The organism is Paenibacillus sp. EKM211P (assembly GCF_011066175.1).
Lineage (GTDB): Bacteria > Bacillota > Bacilli > Paenibacillales > Paenibacillaceae > Paenibacillus > Paenibacillus polymyxa.
Window position 1 is genome coordinate 152,877 of sequence record NZ_JAAMNS010000013.1, and the last position, 20,542, is coordinate 173,418.

Consider the following 20,542-nt stretch of genomic DNA (forward strand, 5'->3'; position numbering starts at 1 on the left):
GTAAAACGGGGCGATTAACCATCTGTCACCTCTACAGTAGGCAGAATGAGGAGGAGATACTTGAGCATGAAACATAAAAGACCGTTCAGGTTCAGTGGTGCTTCAAAAAAAGATGAGGACTGCAAACCATCAAGAGATATTAGAAGTATCGAAACGCTTCTCAAGCTTATTAATGAATTGACCTCGATCATCCCACTTGTATTCGCAAACCCTTCTGCGGCTAATGTATCTTTATTGCAACAGATTTTAAGACAATTACTGTCTCTGGCGAAAAGTTTAAGACTTAGAGGCGGGGCTAGGGCAGATTTACTGGCGGCGTTGGAGCTTGCTATAGTAGCGTTAGAAGCCACGCCTTTCTCTCCGATCAGCGTAGGTACTACATTACAGCAACTGTTGGATGCCCTATTGTCCATCGTTCTACAGGAATCCCTCAGTCCAACTCTTAAAGATAGTTTAATCCGTGCAATCAGAACTGCGGGAACGACGGTTAGCAACGCACTAAGTGAACCGTATTTGTCAGGGGAGCCCGGCCCACAAGGGCCTCCGGGACCTGTGGGGCCTGGTGGTGCGCCTGGTCCAGCAGGTGTGCCGGGCCCTCCAGGACCTCCCGGGTCTCCAGGACCTGTAGGTGCCGCTGGGCCTGTCGGAGCTGAAGGACCTGCTGGACCTGCTGGGCCTCCGGGAGCTGCTGGACCTGTAGGTGCCGCTGGACCTGCCGGGCCTGTCGGAGCCGCAGGGCCCATCGGGGCCGCCGGACCTGAAGGGCCTGCTGGACCTCCCGGAGGTGTAACAGGCGCTACGGGACCGACCGGCGCCGATGGGCTGCCGGGTGCAGTTGGCGCGGTCGGTCCTGCTGGAGCCACGGGACCTACCGGCGCTGATGGCCTGCCGGGCGCGGTGGGCGCGGTCGGGCCCGCTGGACCCACTGGACCGACCGGGGCCGATGGGCTGCCGGGCGCGGTGGGTGCGGTCGGGCCTGCTGGAGCCACGGGACCGACTGGCGCCGATGGGCTGCCGGGCGCGGTGGGCGCGGTCGGTCCTGCTGGAGCTACGGGACCGACTGGCGCCGATGGGCTGCCGGGCGCAGTTGGCGCGGTCGGACCCGCTGGACCCACTGGACCGACCGGGGCCGATGGCCTGCCGGGCGCGGTGGGCACGGCAGGACTCGCCGGAGCCACGGGCGCAACAGGTGTTGGCGGAGCTACCGGAGCCACAGGGGTTACAGGCGTTACTGGAGCCACTGGTTCGGGGGCAATCATCCCATTTGCTTCGGGTGGACCAGCAATTTTGACAACCATTGCCGGCGGACTGGTTGGAACCACAAGTTTAATCGGCTTTGGAAGCTCAGCAACAGGCATTAGTCTCGTAGGCGGTATCATTGATCTCACAGGTACGCTTGTAGGATCAGTCATTAACTTTGCTTTCTCCGTTCCACGGGGTGGTGTAATCACATCCATTGCCGGATATTTCAGTACAACTGCTGCTCTAACCCTCTTGGGATCATCCGTTAGCATTACTGCCCAGTTGTTTAGTTCCCCGACACCTAATAACACCTTTATAGCCGTTCCCGGAGCTACCGTTACATTGACCCCCCCGCTAACTGACATCGTTGCATTAGGAACGACTTCTAGTGGTATTGCTACTGGGTTGGCAATACCCGTAACCGCACAAACCCGTCTGCTTATGGTTTTCTCTGCCACAGCTACAGGAATTTCTCTCGTTAATACCGTGGTGGGCTACGCAAGTGCAGGCGTTACCATTACCTAATCCAAAACGAAAAGGGCCCACAGGATTATTCCTGTCGAGCCCTTTTTATTTTCATTCCTTCAAATAAATTAAACCGTTTCGAGCGATATTTTCACTTCTTCTCCCTCTTCACAGACGGCGAACGTTTTAATTTGCCCGTGATCGGGCTCTTGAACGGTACCCGTGCGTAAATCAATTTTCCAGTCATACAAAGGATCATAAATATAATGTCCCGATACTATCGCCTCTGTAAGAGGACCTCCTTTGGGATGAGGGTTGGTATTTTCAACAGCATAAAGCTCATTCTCCGAAGTGCGGAAAACAGCAATTTCAGTCCCTTTAATGTGGATGGTACGTCCTATTCTAGTCGGAAAATCCTTACTGTGACCGACGACAAGCCATTCGGCATTCTTGATCATTTGCTTGATTGCTCCCTTCCTCAGGCATTTTAGATACAATTACACAATAGATGGAGTGACAACTTCAAATAGATTTTTACGTGTATCCTCATCATTGATGATCTTTTTCCACGGGTCTTCGACCTGTTGTAGTGCAAATTCAATACGTTCTACTAAAGCTTGTCGATTAGCGGTATCGTGAACGACAACCTTCTGAATCTCTTCCAGACCGATCCGTTCCACCCACTCCGAAGTACGTTCCAGATATTGCCCTGTTTCCCGATAGAACTGCATCACGGCTCCTACAATATCAATCAGTTCAGCGTCCGTTTTTACTTTACAGAGTGAATCAGCCAACCGTGCTTTAATACCGCCGTTTCCACCGATAAAGATCTCCCAGCCCCCGTCATTGCCTACGATTCCGATATCTTTTGTACATGATTCCGCACAGTTGCGTGGACAGCCATTAACTGCTAATTTGAATTTTGCTGGGAAATCCAGTCGTTCAAATTTCCGTTCCAGCACTTCTCCCATTCCCATCGAATCCTGTGTACCAAAACGGCAAAATTGCGATCCAACACAGGTTTTAACCGTACGAAGTGATTTCGCGTAGGCATATCCTGAAGGCATATCGAGTTCTTCCCACACTTTAGGCAGATCTTCTTTACGGACACCAATCAAATCCAGCCGCTGTCCCCCAGTTACTTTAACGACTTTAACGTTGTATTTAAGAGAAACATCAGCTATTTTCTTCAGATCCTCTGGAGTCGTTACACCGCCGTACATTCTTGGCACCACTGTAAACGTTCCATCCTTTTGAATGTTCGCATGCAATCGCTCATTTACAAAGCGGGAATCTCCCTCATTTTCATAGGTATCTGGGTTAATCATCCCTAAATAATAATTCAGCGCCGGACGGCATTTGGAGCATCCTTCATCATTATGCCAACCCAGTACATTCATCACTTCACGCGTAGTTGTGAGCCCTTTGGTTTTGATCGCTTCCACAATCTCATCCCGGCTCAATGTTGTACAACCACATATTCCTTGCTTGGCTGACGTCTTGAAGCTGTCTCCAAGAACATATTGCAAAATTTGTTCAACAACTGGCTTACATCCACCACAGGAACGCGTAGCTCCGGTACATGCCTTAATTTCATCGACTGTGGTTAATCCATTTTCATTAATTGCATCCACAATCGCCTTTTTAGTTACACCGTTACAGCCACACACAATTTCGTCATCGGCCATCGTTTCAGCGGATGATGTTTTCGCCCCGTGATTGCTGCATCCGGTACCCATCAGCTGTCCATATATCTCATCTGTCATTGGCGTTTGCTGACGCACATATTTTTGAAGACTAGCAGATTCGCTCACATCGCCGAACAGTACAGTCCCCACAATTTTATTATCACGAAGCAGCACTTTTTTGTATGTGCGCTTCCACTCATCCTTTGCTACAATCACCGTATGTTCAGGCTGGGTTATGAATTCGCCAGCTGAGAAAACATCCACCCCTGAAATTTTGAGCTTGGTTGAAACTACCGATCCTGCATAACCTTCGGTATCCGCGCCTGCCAAATGTTTGGCAATTACACTTCCCTGTTCAAACAGCGGAGCTACCAGACCGTAGCAGACCCCACGGTGTTCAACACATTCCCCTACGGCATATACATCCGGCAAGGATGTTTTCATCAAATCATCGACCACAATCCCACGGTTCGTTTCCATACCACTTTCCACAGCTACCTGGATATTAGGCTTGATTCCGACGGCCATTACCACCAAATCCGCTTCCAGCTCACTTCCATCCGAGAAGCGCAGTCCTTGTACCCGATCTTGACCGTACACCTCCGCAGTTTGCATTTGCATAGCAAACTTGATTCCCTGGCGTTCCAGTTCTGCCTTCAACATCGCAGACGCTTCCCGGTCCAGCTGACGTTCCATCAAATCTTCCATTAAGTGAACGACCGTAACATCCATTCCTAGGTTGACCAAGCCTTTAGCTGCCTCCAGCCCCAATAGACCTCCGCCAATGACAGCAGCCTTTTTATAGGTCTTTGCCGCTTCCAGCATGGCCGAGCAATCGGCGATATCCCGGAAACCAATAACGCCTGGTAATTCTTTACCCGGAATAGGCAGAATAAACGATTGTGAGCCGGTAGCTACCAAAGCCACGTCGTAGTCAATTTCCAGTCCGTCTTCGGTGCGAATCTTCTTGTGCTCACCGTCGATGCTTTTAACCATTTTTCCTGTATATAAAGTAATTCCTTGATCCGCATACCATTGCAAATCGTTCAGTATAATATCATCTATTGTTTTACTACCTTCCAACACATAAGAGAGCATGATCCTGTTATAGTTCGGATGCGGCTCACTTCCCAGGACTGTAATTTCATATTTATCTGTTAATTTTAAAATTTGTTCGACCGTATTGATACCAGCCATCCCGTTCCCTATAACCACAAGCTTCTTTTTACTGTTTATCATATACCGGTTCCTCCATTCATTCGACGATACTCCCTATCCGACGACATCTCCAACGTTCCTATGAAATTCTGTTTATGCTTCTATTTTAATACAGCAGATAGGTCTATATGTGATTTCAATCACAATGTAGTTAAAATTATGAATATTCAGGGATTTCCCTATTCTATTTCAAGGGATTAAGGTAAGGACCGGAAATCATAGCAGCGTCATCGAATGAATCTTTCCAATTCATGCGTAAATACAACCGTTATAAGGAATACTTTATGAACAACTTGTATCTTAAGGGAGAATGAATTGAATTGCTTGGAGGTAATCATCATGTGGTCTAAAATCATTTCTTATTTTCCTAGCTGGAGTACACTCTTTCAAGCCGGTCTCGCGTTGATTATTCCTTTAGGAATTTATTATATTAACACCTCGATTTATTCGTTTGTCGGCAGTAAAGGAGCCAAATCCAAACATAACGAAGGTCCCATGGATCAGCAGCATGAACCGAGCTCTAAAATTACAGGAAATTATGATTCCGACTTACAGGCAATTCGTGAAGCTATAGGCGAAAATAGTGATGTGCATTTTCGTGAGTTTATGGTGAAGAAATTTCATGCTCGGTCCATGTTAGTCTTCATAGATGGTATGCAGGATGAAAAGCTTATGAGCGAGCAGGTATTAGAGGTCTTGATGTTTGAGGGCCAGCAGGGTCAGGATCAACAGGAACAACCGGAAGGGTTAAGTAACTCTTTTATAAAAGAAAGCCTGATGCCACTTACGCAAATTAGTGAAGTTACCCGTATGGAGGAACTGTACGAGTTCATCCTTTTAGGTCATACCGCCCTATTAATTGAAGGAATGAAGGAAGCGCTACTGGTGGGCCCTCCTAATGGCACTATTCGCTCCGTCAATGAGCCAACTTCTGAAGCATTGCTTCGGGGTCCCAGAATCGGTTTTACGGAAGTATTGAGTGAAAACACTTCGATGCTTCGACGCCAAGGCTTAAATAAAAGTCTGGAAATGAAGAAATTCCAAGTGGGAAGCAGAATCAAAAAGGATCTGGTTATCGCGTATATAAAGGATATTGTGAATCCGGATCTGCTTGAAGAAATAAGCCGCAGAATATCAAAAATAGACATGGATTTTTTACCTGAATCTGGGTATGTGGAACAACTTATCGAAGACAATTATTTAAGTCCATTCCAACAGGCTCATAACACAGAGCGTCCCGATCGTGTCATTAATGCTTTGTTGGAAGGAAGAATTGCGATCTTACTGGATGGTACCCCCTTTGCACTTATTGTCCCGGTGACCTTCAGTATGCTGCTTCAATCTCCCGAGGATTATTATGAGCGATGGATTCCCGGGACACTATTACGTCTGCTACGATTTAGCGGGGCTTTTATAGCGCTTATGGGGCCTGCTCTGTACATTTCTTTTATATCGTTTCATCCCGGTTTAATTCCGACCAAGCTGGTCATTAGCATTATCGAAACCCGTGAAGGCGTCCCATTCCCATCCGTTATAGAGGTCATGATTTTGGAAATCTCTATCGAAATTCTACGAGAGGCCGGCATTCGCCTGCCCAAACCCATTGGCCCTGCGATGGGCATTGTGGGAGGCTTGGTCATCGGCGACGCAGCTGTAAATGCGGGCATCGTTAGTCCATTCCTAGTGATTGTGGTTGCGGTTACTGCCATTTCATCGTTTTCGATACCGACATACAGTGCGGGCATTACCTTGCGTCTTTTGCGTTTTGTCGGAATGCTCTTTGCAGCAATCCTCGGCATGTTTGGGACCATATTGTTCTTTCTGTTAATTTGTATCCATCTAACGAAGTTGAAAAGCTTTGGCGTGCCGTATGTAACTCCCTTTTCCCCTATGCGACCAAGCGATTGGAAGGATTTATACATCCGGGCTCCTATATCTCTGATGAAACGAAGACCTGTCATGATGAAAACGCAGCAACGCAAACGCAGATCATGATGCCCAATAACGAAGGAGGAGCTACTGTGTTTAGACGCTCTGATGATAAGATCACAACGAAGCAGGGGGCTGTATTCCTGACCAATACCGTATTGGGCGCAGGGATCTTGACACTGCCGAGAGGTGTAACTGAACAGGTACAGACTCCTGATGCATGGCTTTCTGTCCTCATCGGTGGAGGTATTGTCATATTCGTCGTCTGGATTATGGTGAAATTAAGTCAGCAGTTCCCCGGGAAAACCGTGTATCAATACTCCAGAAGAATCGTGGGCACAATTCCGGGTGGAATTTTAAGCGTGCTACTGATCCTATACTTTATAATCATAGCTGGCTTTGAGATTCGGGTTTTAGCTGAAGTGACCATGTTTTTCCTACTTGAAGGAACCCCCGTTTGGGCGATTGTGATTCCATTCATCTGGGTAGGGAGTTATTTGGTTTTTGGAGGCATTAATCCCATCGCGCGGCTGTACCAAATTGTACTTCCAATCAGTCTCTTCTTTCTGCTTTTCTGTTTTCTCTTTAGCTTAAGAATCTTCGAAATTGATCACCTTCGCCCCGTATTGAGTGACGGAATATTACCCGTCATCAAGGGGCTAAAATCAACTATTCTTGTCTTCTCTGGATGTGAAGTTGTCATGACACTGGTCGCTTTTTTGCAGCACCCCGAAAAAGCATTTAAGGCCATGGTAGTGGGCATCAGTATCCCTTTAGTTTTGTATTTTTTGACTGTAGTTATGGTAATCGGCGGGCTATCAGTAGATTCTACTGTGACAAGTACTTGGCCTACCATTAATTTGATGCGCAGTTTTGAGATCCCCGGATTTCTTTTTGAACGTCTGGAGTTTCCACTGCTGGTAATCTGGGTGATGCAAATGTTTTGTAATTTCTGCAGTTTTTTCTTCAATGCTTCCTTAGGTGTCTCAGAGGTGTTTGGTCTTAAATATCGTTATGCGATTTTCGGTTTAATCCCGCTTATCTTTATTTCCACGATGACTCCTGTTCGTATGACTGAAGTGTTTAGTCTTGGCGATGAGATCGGATACATGGGAATCGTATTATTTTTTCTGATCCCTGTATTTCTCTCCATCGTGTTCATGATCAGGAAGAAGGGGTTGAAGCAAAATGTGTAGACAATCTACCCTATCCTTACTGCTTGCCTTCATTCTTCTGGTGACTCAAGTCGGCTGTTGGAGTAGCAAGGAAGTGGAGGAGCTTAGCATATATACAGGATTGGCTCTCGATCAGGGAGAGCTCAGTCCATTGGAACAGGATTTGGAGAAGAAAGGCAGCCGTTATTTCAAGAAAAACAAAATTACGGCCAGCGTACAAATCGTCCCCAAGAAATCATCTGGAAGCACAAACCAACAAGGCAGCGGCGGTGGACAAGAACTAAACTATGTAAATATAGCTAGTACTGGAGATTCTTTGATTGAAATCTTCCGACAGCTCTCTCTTCGTTTGGATCGTCCCGTTATTGGTCACCACCTAAAAGTCATCGTGGTTTCCACCGAACTGGCAAAACAACAGACGATGCAGCAATTGATGGATTTTGTGCTACGTGATAATGATATTCGTCCGAGTTGTATGGTTTTCTTAAGTAAGGAACGAGCAGCCAAAACCTTAGTTACCAAATATACGGGCGAAATCCCATCCATTCATATTCTGAACATGCTTCGTAACCATTTCAGAACCAGCAAGGTAATGAAGGGAGTCAATCTGTCTGAATTGGATGGGTTAATGCACTCCAAAAAAAGCTACATACTGCAAAACATTATTGAGTCTGAGGGTGAATTAGAATTTTCAGGGGCTGGTATTATTAAAGGAGAAACTGGCCACTGGATCGGTACTTTGGGACAACAAGACGTGGAAAGTATTGGATGGATTAAGGGTGATGTTGAGGGCGGAGCTGTCAAAACGTATGACAAGCGAAATGAAGCCATAACTTATGAAATCAAATCGGTAAAGAGCAAAATAACAACTAAAGTGGCCGATGACGATGACATCTCTTTTCACGTAAAAATTGAATCCAAAGGACGTTTAATCGAAAACTGGGATGAGAAGGTAGACCCAACTGAGACGCGAAACATGAAAGAAGCTGAGCTAGAGTTTGAAAAACAAGTGACTAGAAGGGTTAAATCTCTTATGCACAAATTACAATCCGAATATAAAGTCGATGTTGCTGGTTTTGGTGATCACTTGAAAATTGAAGAACCACAGGTGTGGAAAAAAGTAAAAGATGATTGGGATTATAAATTCAGTAAAATCCCTGTAACCTTCGATGTTAAGCTAACCATTACGGATTTAGGTTCCTCAGCCGAATAGTCAACATCTACTCAAATTTGTCCTGGATTCAAAAAAGAACCCCTCTTCTTTAGAAGAGGGGCTTTCCACCACATTGAACTATTCCAATTTAATCACTCGTTCTTGGGTCAACTCTAATGGGTCAGCTTAAAAACTCAGATTTTCTCTCTTCACCATGAGAACGTCTGGCAAAATCGACGAATTGAAATTTATCCAGCCGATGCCTTGATTCGGTATACTGGAACAATGTGGTGTCTTCCAAATAAACATAGTTACGGACTACAACCACATGAGTATAGTTTTGGAGGTCCATCAGCTTACGGTCTTCTTCATCTGCATCTTCTACAGAAACGATCTTTTTAGCATAACTGATTGGAAGATGGAGCTCCCCTTCCAGGTACTCGTAGATAGATTCACGACTAATTTCCTCGGTAAGCACGGGGACAATGTCTGATCGAAAGTAGTCTTTATCCAGTATGACACATTCACCTTCTATTTCACGTGCACGAATGACTTTCCAGACCAAATACTTGTCTTTGTCAATCTCAAGATGAGTAGCTATGTCATCTGGAACGGGAATCAACTGATTTTCATGAACAATCGTTTGTGATTTACGCCCAATACGCTCAGACATTTCTTTGAAACTGACCAATCCCCCTATGGGAAAATCCATCCGTCCTATATCCAGAACAAAAGATCCTTTAGCCTTTATTTTATGGATATACCCATTTTGTGCAAGCAAGTGAAGTGCCTTACGCACGGTCTCACGAGAAGTGTCATACTCCCGGGCCAATTCATTTTCAGAGGGCATTTTCGAACCAGGAGCCAATTCGCCTGTCTGGATTCGTCCCGAGTACTCTTGATAAATTTGCAAAAATATATTCTTAGTCAATTTTCATCACCACGTTTATTGTAGCATTCTTTCACTGACCAGGTTACTAAAATAGGCTAGCAGGATGAATCTGACTTAATCCGTTTTGTTTGATGAAGAATTCAAATGAATTCTCATTAAGATATATTGCAAATCATTCGCCTCACCCGGCAATTCCTCAACTGATTCAATCATATTCTGCCCATCGGGGACAATAACCGGTGTAATGATGGGATATCCCGATTTCTGAATCAGCTCACGGTCAAATTCCATCAGTAGCTGGCCCTGCTCCACGGTTTGACCTGTCTCCACATGCATGGTGAATCCTTCTCCCTTCAATGACACCGTGTTGATTCCTACATGGACCAGTATCTGTACACCTGTTGGATGCTCCAAAATCAAGGCATGCTTGCTTTTCACCATGATGTGAATGACTTTTCCACTGAAAGGGGCAAGAATCCGACCATCCCTCGGTTCCACGGCAATACCTTGCCCCATCTGCCGTTCGGCAAAAGCCGGATCAGGAACCTGCTCCAATGGCACCACATGCCCCAATACCGGGGTCTTTACTTCAAGCACATCCAGTGCAGAATTTTGACGGCCCGAATCTTTCTGTACGGAGTCGTTAGCTGGTGTAGCAGGAGTCTGACGGCGTTTACTTAGCAGTTTCCCATACATGAAGGTTAAAGCAAACGGTACAATCAATACAATTGCCATCCCGATGAAGAATACGCCCCAGTTGTTTGGGAAAATGGATAGGAAGCCTGGAATCCCTCCTACACCAATGGAAGAAGCCAACACATGATTTACGGTGAGCAGTATACCTGCGATACCGGAACCGATCATTCCAAATACAAACGGATATTTATACCGGATATTCACTCCGAATATGGCAGGTTCGGTCACACCCAGAAACGCAGATACGGAGGAGGTAAGAGCCAATCCTTTTCCCTTTTGCTCCTTCAATACCAGCATCATGGCCAGTGCTCCGGCCCCCTGAGCGATATTGGACAGTGCCAGCATCGGCCATAGGAACGTGCCACCCTGCGTACCAATTAATTGCACGTCCACCGCCAGGAAAGTATGGTGCATTCCCGTAATGACCAGCAAGGAGTAAAAGCCTCCATAAATCAAGCCACCCAGCGCAGGAGCCAAATCGAAAACGTATACAAGACCAGACGTAATTGCATTACCAATCATAAAAGTAACCGGACCGATCACTGTAAAAGCAAGAAATCCTGTAATTAACAATGTAATCGGAGCTACGAGCAACAGCTTAAATGAATCCGCTATCTTCTTATTGAGGAATTTCTCAATTTGTGCGAGCACGTAAGCGGATACCAAAACGGGTAGAACCTGTCCCTGATAACCAATCTTGTTCACGTGCCAGCCAAACAAATCCCACACCGGAACGGTTCCTTTGGTAACGGCATCCGCATAACTGTATGCACTTAGCAGATCCGGATGAACCAGAATCAAGCCTAGTACAATCCCGAGTAAAGGACTACCGCCAAACCGGACAACAGCCGACCATCCAATCAAGGCAGGTAGAAATGTAAAAGCAGTGCTGGCAATGGTATTAATGATTGCTGCAAAGTCGGTCCATTGAGGGTAGACCTGAACCAGAGACATTCCTTCGAAAAAGATTCCATTGCCTGTCAAAATATTATTGATCCCAAGTAATAAACCTGCAGTCACGATCGCGGGCAAAATCGGAATAAAGATATCTGCCAGCGTCTTGATGGCACGCTGAATCGGGTTTTGTTTTTTACTAGCGGCGTTTTTAACATCGTCCTTAGAAGCCCGACTGCCTCCTGTAATGGAGATCATTTCGTCATATACCTTATCGACCAGACCTGGACCAATCACGACCTGATACTGTCCTTGTGAAGAAAATTGGCCTTTGACCAGATCATTTTGTTCGAGTGCTTCTTTATCGACCAGCTTATCATCATAAAGGGCAAATCGCAGACGAGTTACGCAATGCGTAGAGGCCTCTATGTTGTCTTTACCACCAACGGCTTTTATAATGTCTTCCACCTGTGCTCTTTCAATCGCCATCTAGTCCACTCCCTCGACGTTTGCTCATTTTTAAAGCAGTACCCCGGCTTATAAATAAATGTACTACCGGGGTACTACTAGATGTTTCCATACTATTCACTAAGGTTAACGAACAATCCACATATAGGAAGCATACGGAGTCAAAGAGACCACCTGATTTAGCTGCGGAGCGTGCTGGGTATTACCGATTAAAAGCTCAGCCGCAACCCCTGCTTGATTATCTAATGATGAATAAAATGAATCCGGTATACGGAACTGTACATCCTGCCCGCTAAAATTAGAGATGACGACCAAAGTCTCCTGTTCATTGCTGCGTTGATAGGCATAGACCTGAGGGTGGGCTTCATCCAAGCGTTGATAATCCCCATCGGTGATGGCCTGTACCGTCTTACGCAGATGAATCAGCTTTCGATAATGATTGTAGATCGAGTCCGGGTCCTCTAACTGGGATTGAACGTTGATATGTGGATATCGTTCATCTACCTTAATCCAAGGCGTGCCTGTAGTGAAACCTGCATTGCGGGTGTTATCCCACTGCATCGGTGTCCTCGAATTATCACGGGACCGCTCTCGAATGATATCCAATGCTTCCTCTGCACTTTTGCCTTGCTCCTGTAAGATACGATACATATTCAGCGATTCAACATCACGGAATTCTTCAATATCTGACCACTGCGGATTGGGCATTCCAATCTCTTCACCTTGAAATATATAAGGTGTTCCCTGAAGTCCATGTAGCGTGGTGGCCAGTAGCTTGGCGCTTTCCACATGGTATTCACCATCATCCAAAAAGCGAGAGATCGCTCTTGGCTGATCATGATTGTTAAAAAACAATGCACTCCAGCCGCCACCCTGTTGCATGCCAATCTGCCAATCCGAAAATAGCCTTTTCAGCATTTCAAAATCATAAGGCATGAGTTCCCACTTTTGCCCATTAGGATAATCCACCTTCAAATGGTGAAAATTAAAGGTCATAGATAATTCTTTTCTCTCTGGATTGGAATAACGGATACAATGATCCAGTGAGGTGGAGGACATCTCCCCTACAGTGACGCTGTTATATGTTGAGAATACTTTCTCATGTAATTCATGAAGGTATTCATGCACATGCGGACCATCCGTATAATACTTACGCCCGTCCCCAGGAGCCGTGCTTCCATCATCGTCCGAGAATTGCCGATCCTTGGAGATCAAATTAATGACATCAAGTCGGAAGCCACTAACTCCCTTCTCAGCCCAAAACTCCAGCACATTAACAACTTCTTGCCGAACTTTGGGATTTTCCCAGTTTAAATCCGCCTGCGTCTTATCAAACAGTGTCAAGAAGTATTGGTTTGTCGCCTCGTCATACTGCCAAGCTGGTCCACCAAACTTGGAAATCCAGTTGTTCGGAGGTCCTCCATCGGGTGCTGGGTCACGCCAGATATAATAATCCCTGTACTCATTATCCTTAGAAAGCCGCGCCTGCTGAAACCAGACATGTTCTGTGGAAGAATGGTTAACCACGATGTCGATCATCAAGTGCATCCCACGCGCCCGAATTTCCTGGCTCAATTCTTCAAAATCCTGCATTGTTCCATAATCAGGATTAATCCGGCAATAATCGGCTACATCATACCCGTTATCGCGCTGTGGCGAGACATATACAGGCTGCAACCAGATAATATCAACACCCAGTCCTTGCAGATAATCCAGCTTTTGTGTCAGACCTCTTATATCACCGGTTCCTTTGCCCGTCGTATCGTTAAAGCTTTTGGGATAAACCTGATAGACGACCGATTTGCGCCACCAGTCTTGATCTTGAGGAATTAAAGCCTTGTTCATTGCTTCCATTCATGCTCATTCCTTTCTTACGAAATGAAGTAGCGTAAAAGAATTTAATATAACGCTTTCAACTTCTTGTATATACAAGATTAAATCATGTATATACAAGTTGTCAATATACTTTATGTATTAAGGTAATACCCGTTTTACAGCTAAATGACCAGGAAACCCATCCATTCTGTCCGATTGTATTTCATGACTCTTTCAATAAACTCTATTTCACACGAAAAAGGCTCCTGCTTATAAGTCAGGAACCCATCTTTTAAATCGTGAATACGGTATTTATTTAAATCCATATAGATAGTGCGCTATAAAGGAGCAATAAGGCCATTATGATATTGAAGGAGCGCTCATACTTATTCAAAAAGCGTTGAAACATGGCGCCGAAAATCGCCCAGCACATGACAGCTACAAAACCAATACAGGTCAGGATTAACGAGATCGTTATCATTGTCATATATGACACATCATACGGCATTACAAACGTTGAAATGACCGTAATACCATACAAAATGATTTTTAAATTGATAAATTGCAGCAGCAGTCCCGATTTGAAGGAATATCCTTCATTGTGGTCATTATCCTCCGAAGTAGATTTGCTCTTTGCTATTTTTACTGCCAGGTAAAGCATGTACAGACTACCAAGAACATTCATCCAGATTTTAACCCGAGGCAAGAAATGATATAAAGCTAGATTAAAATAGCAGGCTAACAGCATAATAGCGAAACAGCCTGCTGTTATTCCCAGTAAGAATGGAAAAGCTCTCTTCAAACCTAACCGCCTGGCACTGTCCAATGACATAATATTGTTGGGGCCTGGCGTAAAGCTAGTAACCAGTACATAAGATAAAAATGGAATAAACGGCATGCAACAATCAACTCCAGTGTGTTATAATTGAATAAAATGTACGTTGAAACGCACATTTGTACTTCATGATTGTACATCATGTTCTTTATATAGCACAATAGGGAGCGGAAAAATGATGGAGAATATTAATTTGATTTTAAGTAAAAATCTAAAGCATCTAAGAAATGAAAGAAAATTGAGTTTAGATAAATTAGCTGACCTGACGGGGATCAGTAAAACGATGCTCGGCCAGATTGAACGCGGAGAATCTAATCCTTCGATTACAACGGTATGGAAAATTGCGAACGGTCTGAAAATATCATTCACTGCTCTGATTAGCGAACCGCCTGCCGATGCCATAGTCGTTCCTAAAAGCAAAGTACAAGTGCTTGAAGAAAGCAATCACTATCGCTTGTATCCGTTTTTCCCCTATGAAGGAAATAGAAATTTTGAGATCTATACCGTAGAGATTGAACCAGGTGGGGAACTGAGTTCTGCCCCACACCGTGAGGGTACTGAAGAATTTATTACCGTATTTGAGGGTGAAATGGTGGTAAAAGTCAGCGAAGAAACGTACACGGTGAAAGCCGGAGATTCGATACGCTTTAAAGCAGACCGTCCGCACATATACTATAATTTAGGAGAAACCCTGGTAAGGATGAATATGATCATTTATTACTCTGTATAATAGTTCAATTCTTGAAGAGCATATATGTAAAAGTCCTTAAATATAAAAGATCCTATTAAAATAAGTGGCTCTTTTAATAGGATCTTTGGTACAAATCATAAATGATTAACCTGTTTGTTGTTTAGGAGATTTCAACTTGCTTGATTATTCGTGCCGGATTCCCAGCTACAATCATATGATCTGGAACATCTTTGGTTACGACTGCTCCTGATGCCACTACGACGTTATTACCTATCGTAACACCGGGATTAATAACTGCCCTGCCGCCAATCCATACATTATTGCCAATTGTTACAGGCTTTCCATACTCTGGACCAGCAATTCGTTCAAATGGATCAATGGGGTGAGTCGCTGTGTAAATATGGACTCCCGGAGCCAGAAAACAATTATCTCCAATACGCACCTCACATACATCCAAAATGGTACAGTCAAAGTTGGCATAGAAATTTTGCCCAACATGGATGTTGTATCCGTAGTCACAGCGTATGTTGGGTTCCATGCTTATATTTTCACCTGTGGAACCGAAAAGCTCCTTAAGTAACTTTTCACGGTACTCACTATCCGCCTCAGTCGTCTGATTAAAGAGACGTACACATCTTCTCGCATACTCTCTTTCACTCGTTAATTGAGGATCAGCTGCTACATACAGTTCCCCATCCAGCATCTTTTGTTTTTCCGTTTTCATAGACATGCGACAATCTCCTTTATATTTTAATCTCATTCTTTTCATTCGTCCCCACGGGCCGGGCAGCACCCGATATCAAACCAGCAACAATAACGCCAATGAGCACTACAATTAAAGCATGCAGGAGACCCACATGTTCACCTAAAAGCCCTAATCCCGGAGGTCCCACTAAAAAGGCAATATAACCTATTGTGGCTACGGCTCCTACCCGGACAGCTGCACCACAAGGATTATCTCCGGCAGCAGACAAGCCTACAGGAAAACCAAGTGAAGCTCCAAGCCCCCACAGCAAGATACCCAATCCAGCTAAGAGATCATGCTGCCCCCAGATCACTAGAGTAATACCCACAGCAGCCAGGACAGCACTTCCTTTCAACACAGGGACGCGGCCGTATTTATCCAGTATAAATCCACCCGTGAAACGTCCAATGGTCATCGCTGCCACAAATAGCCCATACATATAGGAGCCTGTTAAGGAGTCCACGCCATAACCATCTACCATCGTTAGCGGCAGCCAGTCATTCGCGGCCCCTTCTGCAAACGCCATCCCGAGCACGATGATACCAATCAGTAGGATTCGCCTTTCTTTCCAGACAGCAAGCTGAACCTTGATATTAGATCCAACCTTGTGCGTAGAAGTAACCTTTTCTTTACCTGTATCGTGGGGCAAATAACGATACAAATACAAAGTTACCGTGGCAATCATGGCAGCCATAGCTCCAAAATGAATCACAACAGGTATGTGTAGTGCAGCTGCTCCAGAACCGATGACAGCCCCTACAAGGGTCCCCAAACTAAACGAACCGTGAAAGGCGGGCAAGAGCGTTTTATTCAACTGATTTTCTACCGCAGAACCTTCGACGTTAAGAGCTACTTCTGCTGTGCCATAGCCACCACCAAAGATGACCAAACCAACAAACACGATGCTCGTGAGCGAAAATGCAGTTCCCAACCCTACAATGACAAAACCAATCACAATCAAAAGCGCACTTCCCAGAATGACCGACCGTCCACCTATACGAGAAATAACATTGCCCGCACTAAGTAATCCCAATAAGGAACCCGCGGCTAATCCAAAAATAATAATACCCATTTCGGCAGTCGAGACATGCAAAATATCCCGTATGACAGGCGTGCGGGACACCCAGGAAGCAAAAGCTACACCCGGTAGAGCGAATAACAAAAATAAAATATTACGAACTATCCTAGGATTCATGGAGGGTTCTCCTGTCATCAATGAGCTCCTTAGCAAGACTTTTTATAAATCTTTTAATAAGTAGTATTATAATATATTATTCTGATCGCATCCAGCACTTTTTTGTCAAAAATACCTGGGCAGTATGATAAGCTGAGGGCAGCGGCCTCCAGTTTTTAGTGCTTCATCATTACAAGCTTTTTCTCCATCCCCCAGGGCCAGTTTCGTATATGTACCTTACATGAACATCCAATAATAAAAAAGGAATGCTTCCTTGTCCGCTTACTCAGACTAGAAGTATTCCTTTTATTTTTGATATTACGCTTGATGGAGCGCTCCAATGCTAAGGCCAAACGCGGCTTCGTGAATCACTTCTCCTGTCGTTGGATGAGCAAAAACGGTTTGCATGATTTGCTGCTCCGTCAGTTCATTGGCAATCGCCAATGTCAGGCTACTGATTAAAGATGATGCATCTGGACCAATGATCGATCCACCCACAATTTTTTGTGACACATTATCCTTTATCAATTTAATAAAGCCTTCCGATTCATTCATCGTTAATGCTTTCCCATTGCTGGAGAACGAAACTTTGCTTACACGGAAATCCATTCCCTCTTGCTTGCATTGATCCTCTAATATACCAACACTTGCGATTTCGGGTGAAGTGAAGATGACATTGGGAATGGCAGCATAGTGCATACCTTCCGATCCACCCATGATGGCATCAATAGCCGTGATCCCCTGATGGGAGGCGACATGGGCAAGCTGCATAATATCCGTCACATCACCAATCGCATAGATATGTTCGACGTTTGTACGCATATATTCGTTAACAGTAATGCCTTTCCCACGCTCATTGCGCTGGATACCCGCTTGTTCAATATCCAGTCCGTCCAAATTGGGCTCACGTCCGATCGCAACAAGCACTTTCTCGCTAACTAACAAATGCTCACCTTGTTTGTTTTCATAGGTGACAATAGCCTGTCCATTGTCCGCCTGTTGGATCTTAGATATCTTGGATTGGGTATGGATATGAATCCCAGCATTCTCTGCCGATTGTTTAATTTCTTCTGAAATGTCACTGTCAACCATGGTCAACAAACGATCCATAAATTCTACTACATGAACCTCTACGCCGAAATTGCGATAGATGAAAGCAAACTCCATACCAATCACACCACCGCCAATAATCGTAATACTTTTTGGTAGTTCAGTAGAGGCAAGGGCATCGGTGCTATTCATTACAAAAGGAAGATTGATGCCGGGAATATTCACTTTGGTAATTTTGGAGCCTGTCGCAATAATGATATCTTTTGCTGTAACCTGGTAATGTCGTTGTCCTTTGACGCTTACTTGTGTGGCAGATAAAAAGGCTGCTTGACCGCGAATGATTTCAATATTATTTTTTTCCATTAAATAATCAATACCCGAAATCAACTTTCCTTTGATCTCATCTTTACGACGAATGACTTGTTTCATATCGACTTGAATATCTGTTCCCGCATGAATACCAAACAAAGACGATTCCTTGATGTGGTGACAAATCTCAGAAGACTTCACCAGGGATTTAGTTGGAATACAACCTACATTAAGACAGGTGCCACCCAATTCCTCTTTTTCCACCAAGGCCACCTTTATTCCTTTTTTAGCGGCATAAATCGCTGCCACATACCCTCCAGGTCCGGCTCCAATAATTAGCAAATCCACGTTCTTATCCACTGTAGGTTGTTCCACCTTGATAGCCTGTGATTCTACTGTAGACGTCCCCTCTTCGGTAGCAGCTTCAATTGTAAATAAGGCCTGATTAGAGGATACTTCGTCGCCTTCTTCAAAGTGGATTTTACTAATACTTCCTTCGACATTTGCTATAATTTCTCGAACACCTTTGCCTGTCTCAACCTCAAGAAGTACATCCCCAAAGGAAACGTTCTGTCCGAGCTGGACGTAATTTTTGCTAGCTTTCCCTTTTTTTCCTCCAGGGATCATTGACATTTTAACTTCCATAATTCTCAAACTCCTTCACGACCAAAAGAGAATTCCTTGAGCCCTTTTAGCGAAAAATTTAATGTCTGACTACGCCTGCTTGTACCAATTTAACCCCATTAGCCAAACAATCCCCAACCGGACAGGTCTTTTCGACAAACGCTGCAAAAGCTTCTGCTTTTTCTTGGCTCTCTGTCGTTTTAAAGTGCATGGCAAAACGTATTTCCTGAAATCCACATCGAACATCCGCTAACCCCATGAACCCATCCGGGTCCAAATCTCCTTCCAGCTCTACATGGAATTCTTCATATGAGAACCCAAAGCCTTCGGCAAAAGCAGCAACAACGATCGACTGACATGCACCAAGCGCACACAGAAGTGCTTCAACCGGATTCATCGCTTTGTCGGTTCCACCAAAATCTTCAGGCTCATCCATCACAATTTTGAACCCTCTGGATTGAGCTTCCACTTGCAACCCTTCAGGTAGTTTTTTTGCAGTAGCTTTAAATGTAGTTAACATAAATATAACCTCCCGTTTACTTTGTGAAATAAATAACTTTATTCAGGGAAATTGTAGCACTCTTAGTTTCAAAAATCAATAGTTAGCTAAGTAATTTATTTTAACTGTTAAGAAAGTATCTGATATGATGAAAAGTACAAAGGTCTGTTATACTTAAGTTGATGTATAAGAAATATAGTTTAGTTGAATGGGTTGGTGTGGCCATGTTTAACTTAGAGAATTGTCTTGCTTTTATTACCAATCGTAGTGGAAAAATCTTTTCGGAAGCCTTGGAGAAAAAATTTCGGCCTTATAACATTACTAGGAGTCAATGGATTGCGATGTATTATATCTATACACATAAATCCATGACTCAACGAGAACTTGCAGAAGAATTGTCGATTAAGGAGCCAAGTGTAGTGCGGCTGCTACAAAAACTAGAAGCCGAAGGATATTTACTTCGCAGTATTGATGATGCAGATAAACGAATGAAACAAATTCAATTATCCGATCTTGGTACGCAGGTTTGTCTTAAGCTTCTGCCGATTGCTGAGAAGTTTAAGCAAGACACCATTGCTGGGATCTCTCAAGACGATCTTCATACCTTTGAGAGTGTGCTTCAGAGAATGGTTGATAACACAAGGAAATAACAAGTATAGAAAAACGACCAAGGAAGGTACCTCCCTTGGTCGTTTTTCTTATAAAACACGCATGTAATTGCTGTTTTACACTTCTATACTTACTGGAAAAGTAGAAGTAAATGGTTAAGTAAGCACAGGAGTAGTAACATGGGATATCTTATTGTTTTTTTCATAAAAAAGTGCGTAAATGAAATCGCATTTCTAAGATCGGCTTAATTCCAAAAAGAAAGACACACCCCTTAATGGGATGTGCCTTTTTTTCTTGCTTGGCGGCGTCCTACTCTCCCAGGACCCTGCGGTCCAAGTACCATCGGCGCTGGAGGGCTTAACGGTCGTGTT

General features: G+C 44.4%; 16 protein-coding genes and 1 rRNA gene. 6 read left to right on the forward strand and 11 right to left on the reverse strand.

Features of this window, described 5'->3' with window-relative positions:
• Positions 1 to 66 precede the first annotated feature (66 nt).
• A complete protein-coding gene (locus tag G9G57_RS18200; protein ID WP_164965353.1) occupies positions 67 to 1,767 on the forward strand; it encodes an exosporium glycoprotein BclB-related protein in 1,701 nt (566 codons plus the stop codon).
• 68 nt (positions 1,768 to 1,835) lie between these two features.
• On the opposite strand, the gene nirD is transcribed toward G9G57_RS18200, so the two are convergent.
• Positions 1,836 to 2,165, reverse strand: coding sequence for a nitrite reductase small subunit NirD (gene nirD / locus G9G57_RS18205; RefSeq protein ID WP_017428677.1), 330 nt, complete (start codon positions 2,163 to 2,165; stop codon positions 1,836 to 1,838).
• Between the two features lie 39 nt (positions 2,166 to 2,204).
• On the reverse strand, positions 2,205 to 4,634 hold the full coding sequence (gene nirB, locus G9G57_RS18210; protein ID WP_016818403.1) for a nitrite reductase large subunit NirB: 2,430 nt from the start codon (positions 4,632 to 4,634) through the stop codon (positions 2,205 to 2,207).
• 318 nt (positions 4,635 to 4,952) lie between these two features.
• Between nirB and G9G57_RS18215 the strand changes: the two genes are divergently transcribed.
• Genes G9G57_RS18215 through G9G57_RS18225 form a run of 3 tightly spaced genes read left to right on the forward strand, consistent with a single transcriptional unit; the run spans position 4,953 to position 8,930 of the window.
• Positions 4,953 to 6,608 carry a spore germination protein gene (locus G9G57_RS18215; protein ID WP_019686080.1) on the forward strand — a complete coding sequence of 552 codons (1,656 nt, stop codon included), beginning with the start codon at positions 4,953 to 4,955 and terminating at the stop codon, positions 6,606 to 6,608.
• A 26-nt stretch (positions 6,609 to 6,634) separates the two neighbouring features.
• Positions 6,635 to 7,738, forward strand: a complete 1,104-nt coding sequence (locus G9G57_RS18220; RefSeq protein ID WP_016818401.1) for a GerAB/ArcD/ProY family transporter — start codon at positions 6,635 to 6,637, stop codon at positions 7,736 to 7,738.
• On the forward strand, positions 7,731 to 8,930 hold the full coding sequence (locus G9G57_RS18225) for a Ger(x)C family spore germination protein (protein WP_164965354.1): 1,200 nt from the start codon (positions 7,731 to 7,733) through the stop codon (positions 8,928 to 8,930). The genes G9G57_RS18220 and G9G57_RS18225 overlap by 8 nt, the downstream gene beginning before the upstream one ends.
• 121 nt (positions 8,931 to 9,051) lie before the next feature.
• Here G9G57_RS18225 and treR read toward each other — a convergent pair whose 3' ends face one another.
• The 4 genes from treR to G9G57_RS18245 form a co-directional block, all read right to left on the reverse strand.
• Positions 9,052 to 9,801, reverse strand: coding sequence for a trehalose operon repressor (gene treR, locus G9G57_RS18230; RefSeq protein WP_019686078.1), 750 nt, complete (start codon positions 9,799 to 9,801; stop codon positions 9,052 to 9,054).
• A gap of 75 nt (positions 9,802 to 9,876) precedes the next feature.
• Positions 9,877 to 11,841: a PTS system trehalose-specific EIIBC component gene (gene treP, locus G9G57_RS18235; RefSeq protein ID WP_102999254.1), complete on the reverse strand. Its 1,965-nt coding sequence runs from the start codon at positions 11,839 to 11,841 to the stop codon at positions 9,877 to 9,879.
• Between the two features lie 105 nt (positions 11,842 to 11,946).
• Positions 11,947 to 13,674, reverse strand: coding sequence for an alpha,alpha-phosphotrehalase (gene treC, locus G9G57_RS18240; protein ID WP_164965355.1), 1,728 nt, complete (start codon positions 13,672 to 13,674; stop codon positions 11,947 to 11,949).
• Between the two features lie 277 nt (positions 13,675 to 13,951).
• Positions 13,952 to 14,533 carry a LysE family transporter gene (locus G9G57_RS18245; protein ID WP_016818396.1) on the reverse strand — a complete coding sequence of 194 codons (582 nt, stop codon included), beginning with the start codon at positions 14,531 to 14,533 and terminating at the stop codon, positions 13,952 to 13,954.
• Between the two features lie 112 nt (positions 14,534 to 14,645).
• On the opposite strand from G9G57_RS18245, the gene G9G57_RS18250 reads away from it, so the two are divergent.
• Positions 14,646 to 15,200 carry a helix-turn-helix domain-containing protein gene (locus G9G57_RS18250; RefSeq protein WP_019686075.1) on the forward strand — a complete coding sequence of 185 codons (555 nt, stop codon included), beginning with the start codon at positions 14,646 to 14,648 and terminating at the stop codon, positions 15,198 to 15,200.
• A gap of 121 nt (positions 15,201 to 15,321) precedes the next feature.
• On the opposite strand, the gene G9G57_RS18255 is transcribed toward G9G57_RS18250, so the two are convergent.
• From G9G57_RS18255 to G9G57_RS18270, 4 genes are all read right to left on the reverse strand, one after another.
• Positions 15,322 to 15,891, reverse strand: a complete 570-nt coding sequence (locus tag G9G57_RS18255; RefSeq protein WP_019686074.1) for a sugar O-acetyltransferase — start codon at positions 15,889 to 15,891, stop codon at positions 15,322 to 15,324.
• A gap of 13 nt (positions 15,892 to 15,904) precedes the next feature.
• Positions 15,905 to 17,101, reverse strand: a complete 1,197-nt coding sequence (locus tag G9G57_RS18260; protein ID WP_019686073.1) for an MFS transporter — start codon at positions 17,099 to 17,101, stop codon at positions 15,905 to 15,907.
• A gap of 297 nt (positions 17,102 to 17,398) precedes the next feature.
• A complete protein-coding gene (gene lpdA, locus G9G57_RS18265; protein WP_164965356.1) occupies positions 17,399 to 19,084 on the reverse strand; it encodes a dihydrolipoyl dehydrogenase in 1,686 nt (561 codons plus the stop codon).
• A gap of 58 nt (positions 19,085 to 19,142) precedes the next feature.
• The gene (locus G9G57_RS18270; protein ID WP_016818391.1) at positions 19,143 to 19,583 is read right to left on the reverse strand and encodes an OsmC family protein; all 441 of its coding nucleotides are present in this window, start codon (positions 19,581 to 19,583) and stop codon (positions 19,143 to 19,145) included.
• Between the two features lie 203 nt (positions 19,584 to 19,786).
• On the opposite strand from G9G57_RS18270, the gene G9G57_RS18275 reads away from it, so the two are divergent.
• The gene (locus tag G9G57_RS18275; protein ID WP_164965357.1) at positions 19,787 to 20,212 is read left to right on the forward strand and encodes a MarR family winged helix-turn-helix transcriptional regulator; all 426 of its coding nucleotides are present in this window, start codon (positions 19,787 to 19,789) and stop codon (positions 20,210 to 20,212) included.
• Positions 20,213 to 20,467: 255 nt separating this feature from the next.
• On the opposite strand, the gene rrf is transcribed toward G9G57_RS18275, so the two are convergent.
• Positions 20,468 to 20,542, reverse strand: a 5S ribosomal RNA gene (gene rrf, locus G9G57_RS26440); the annotation flags it as partial.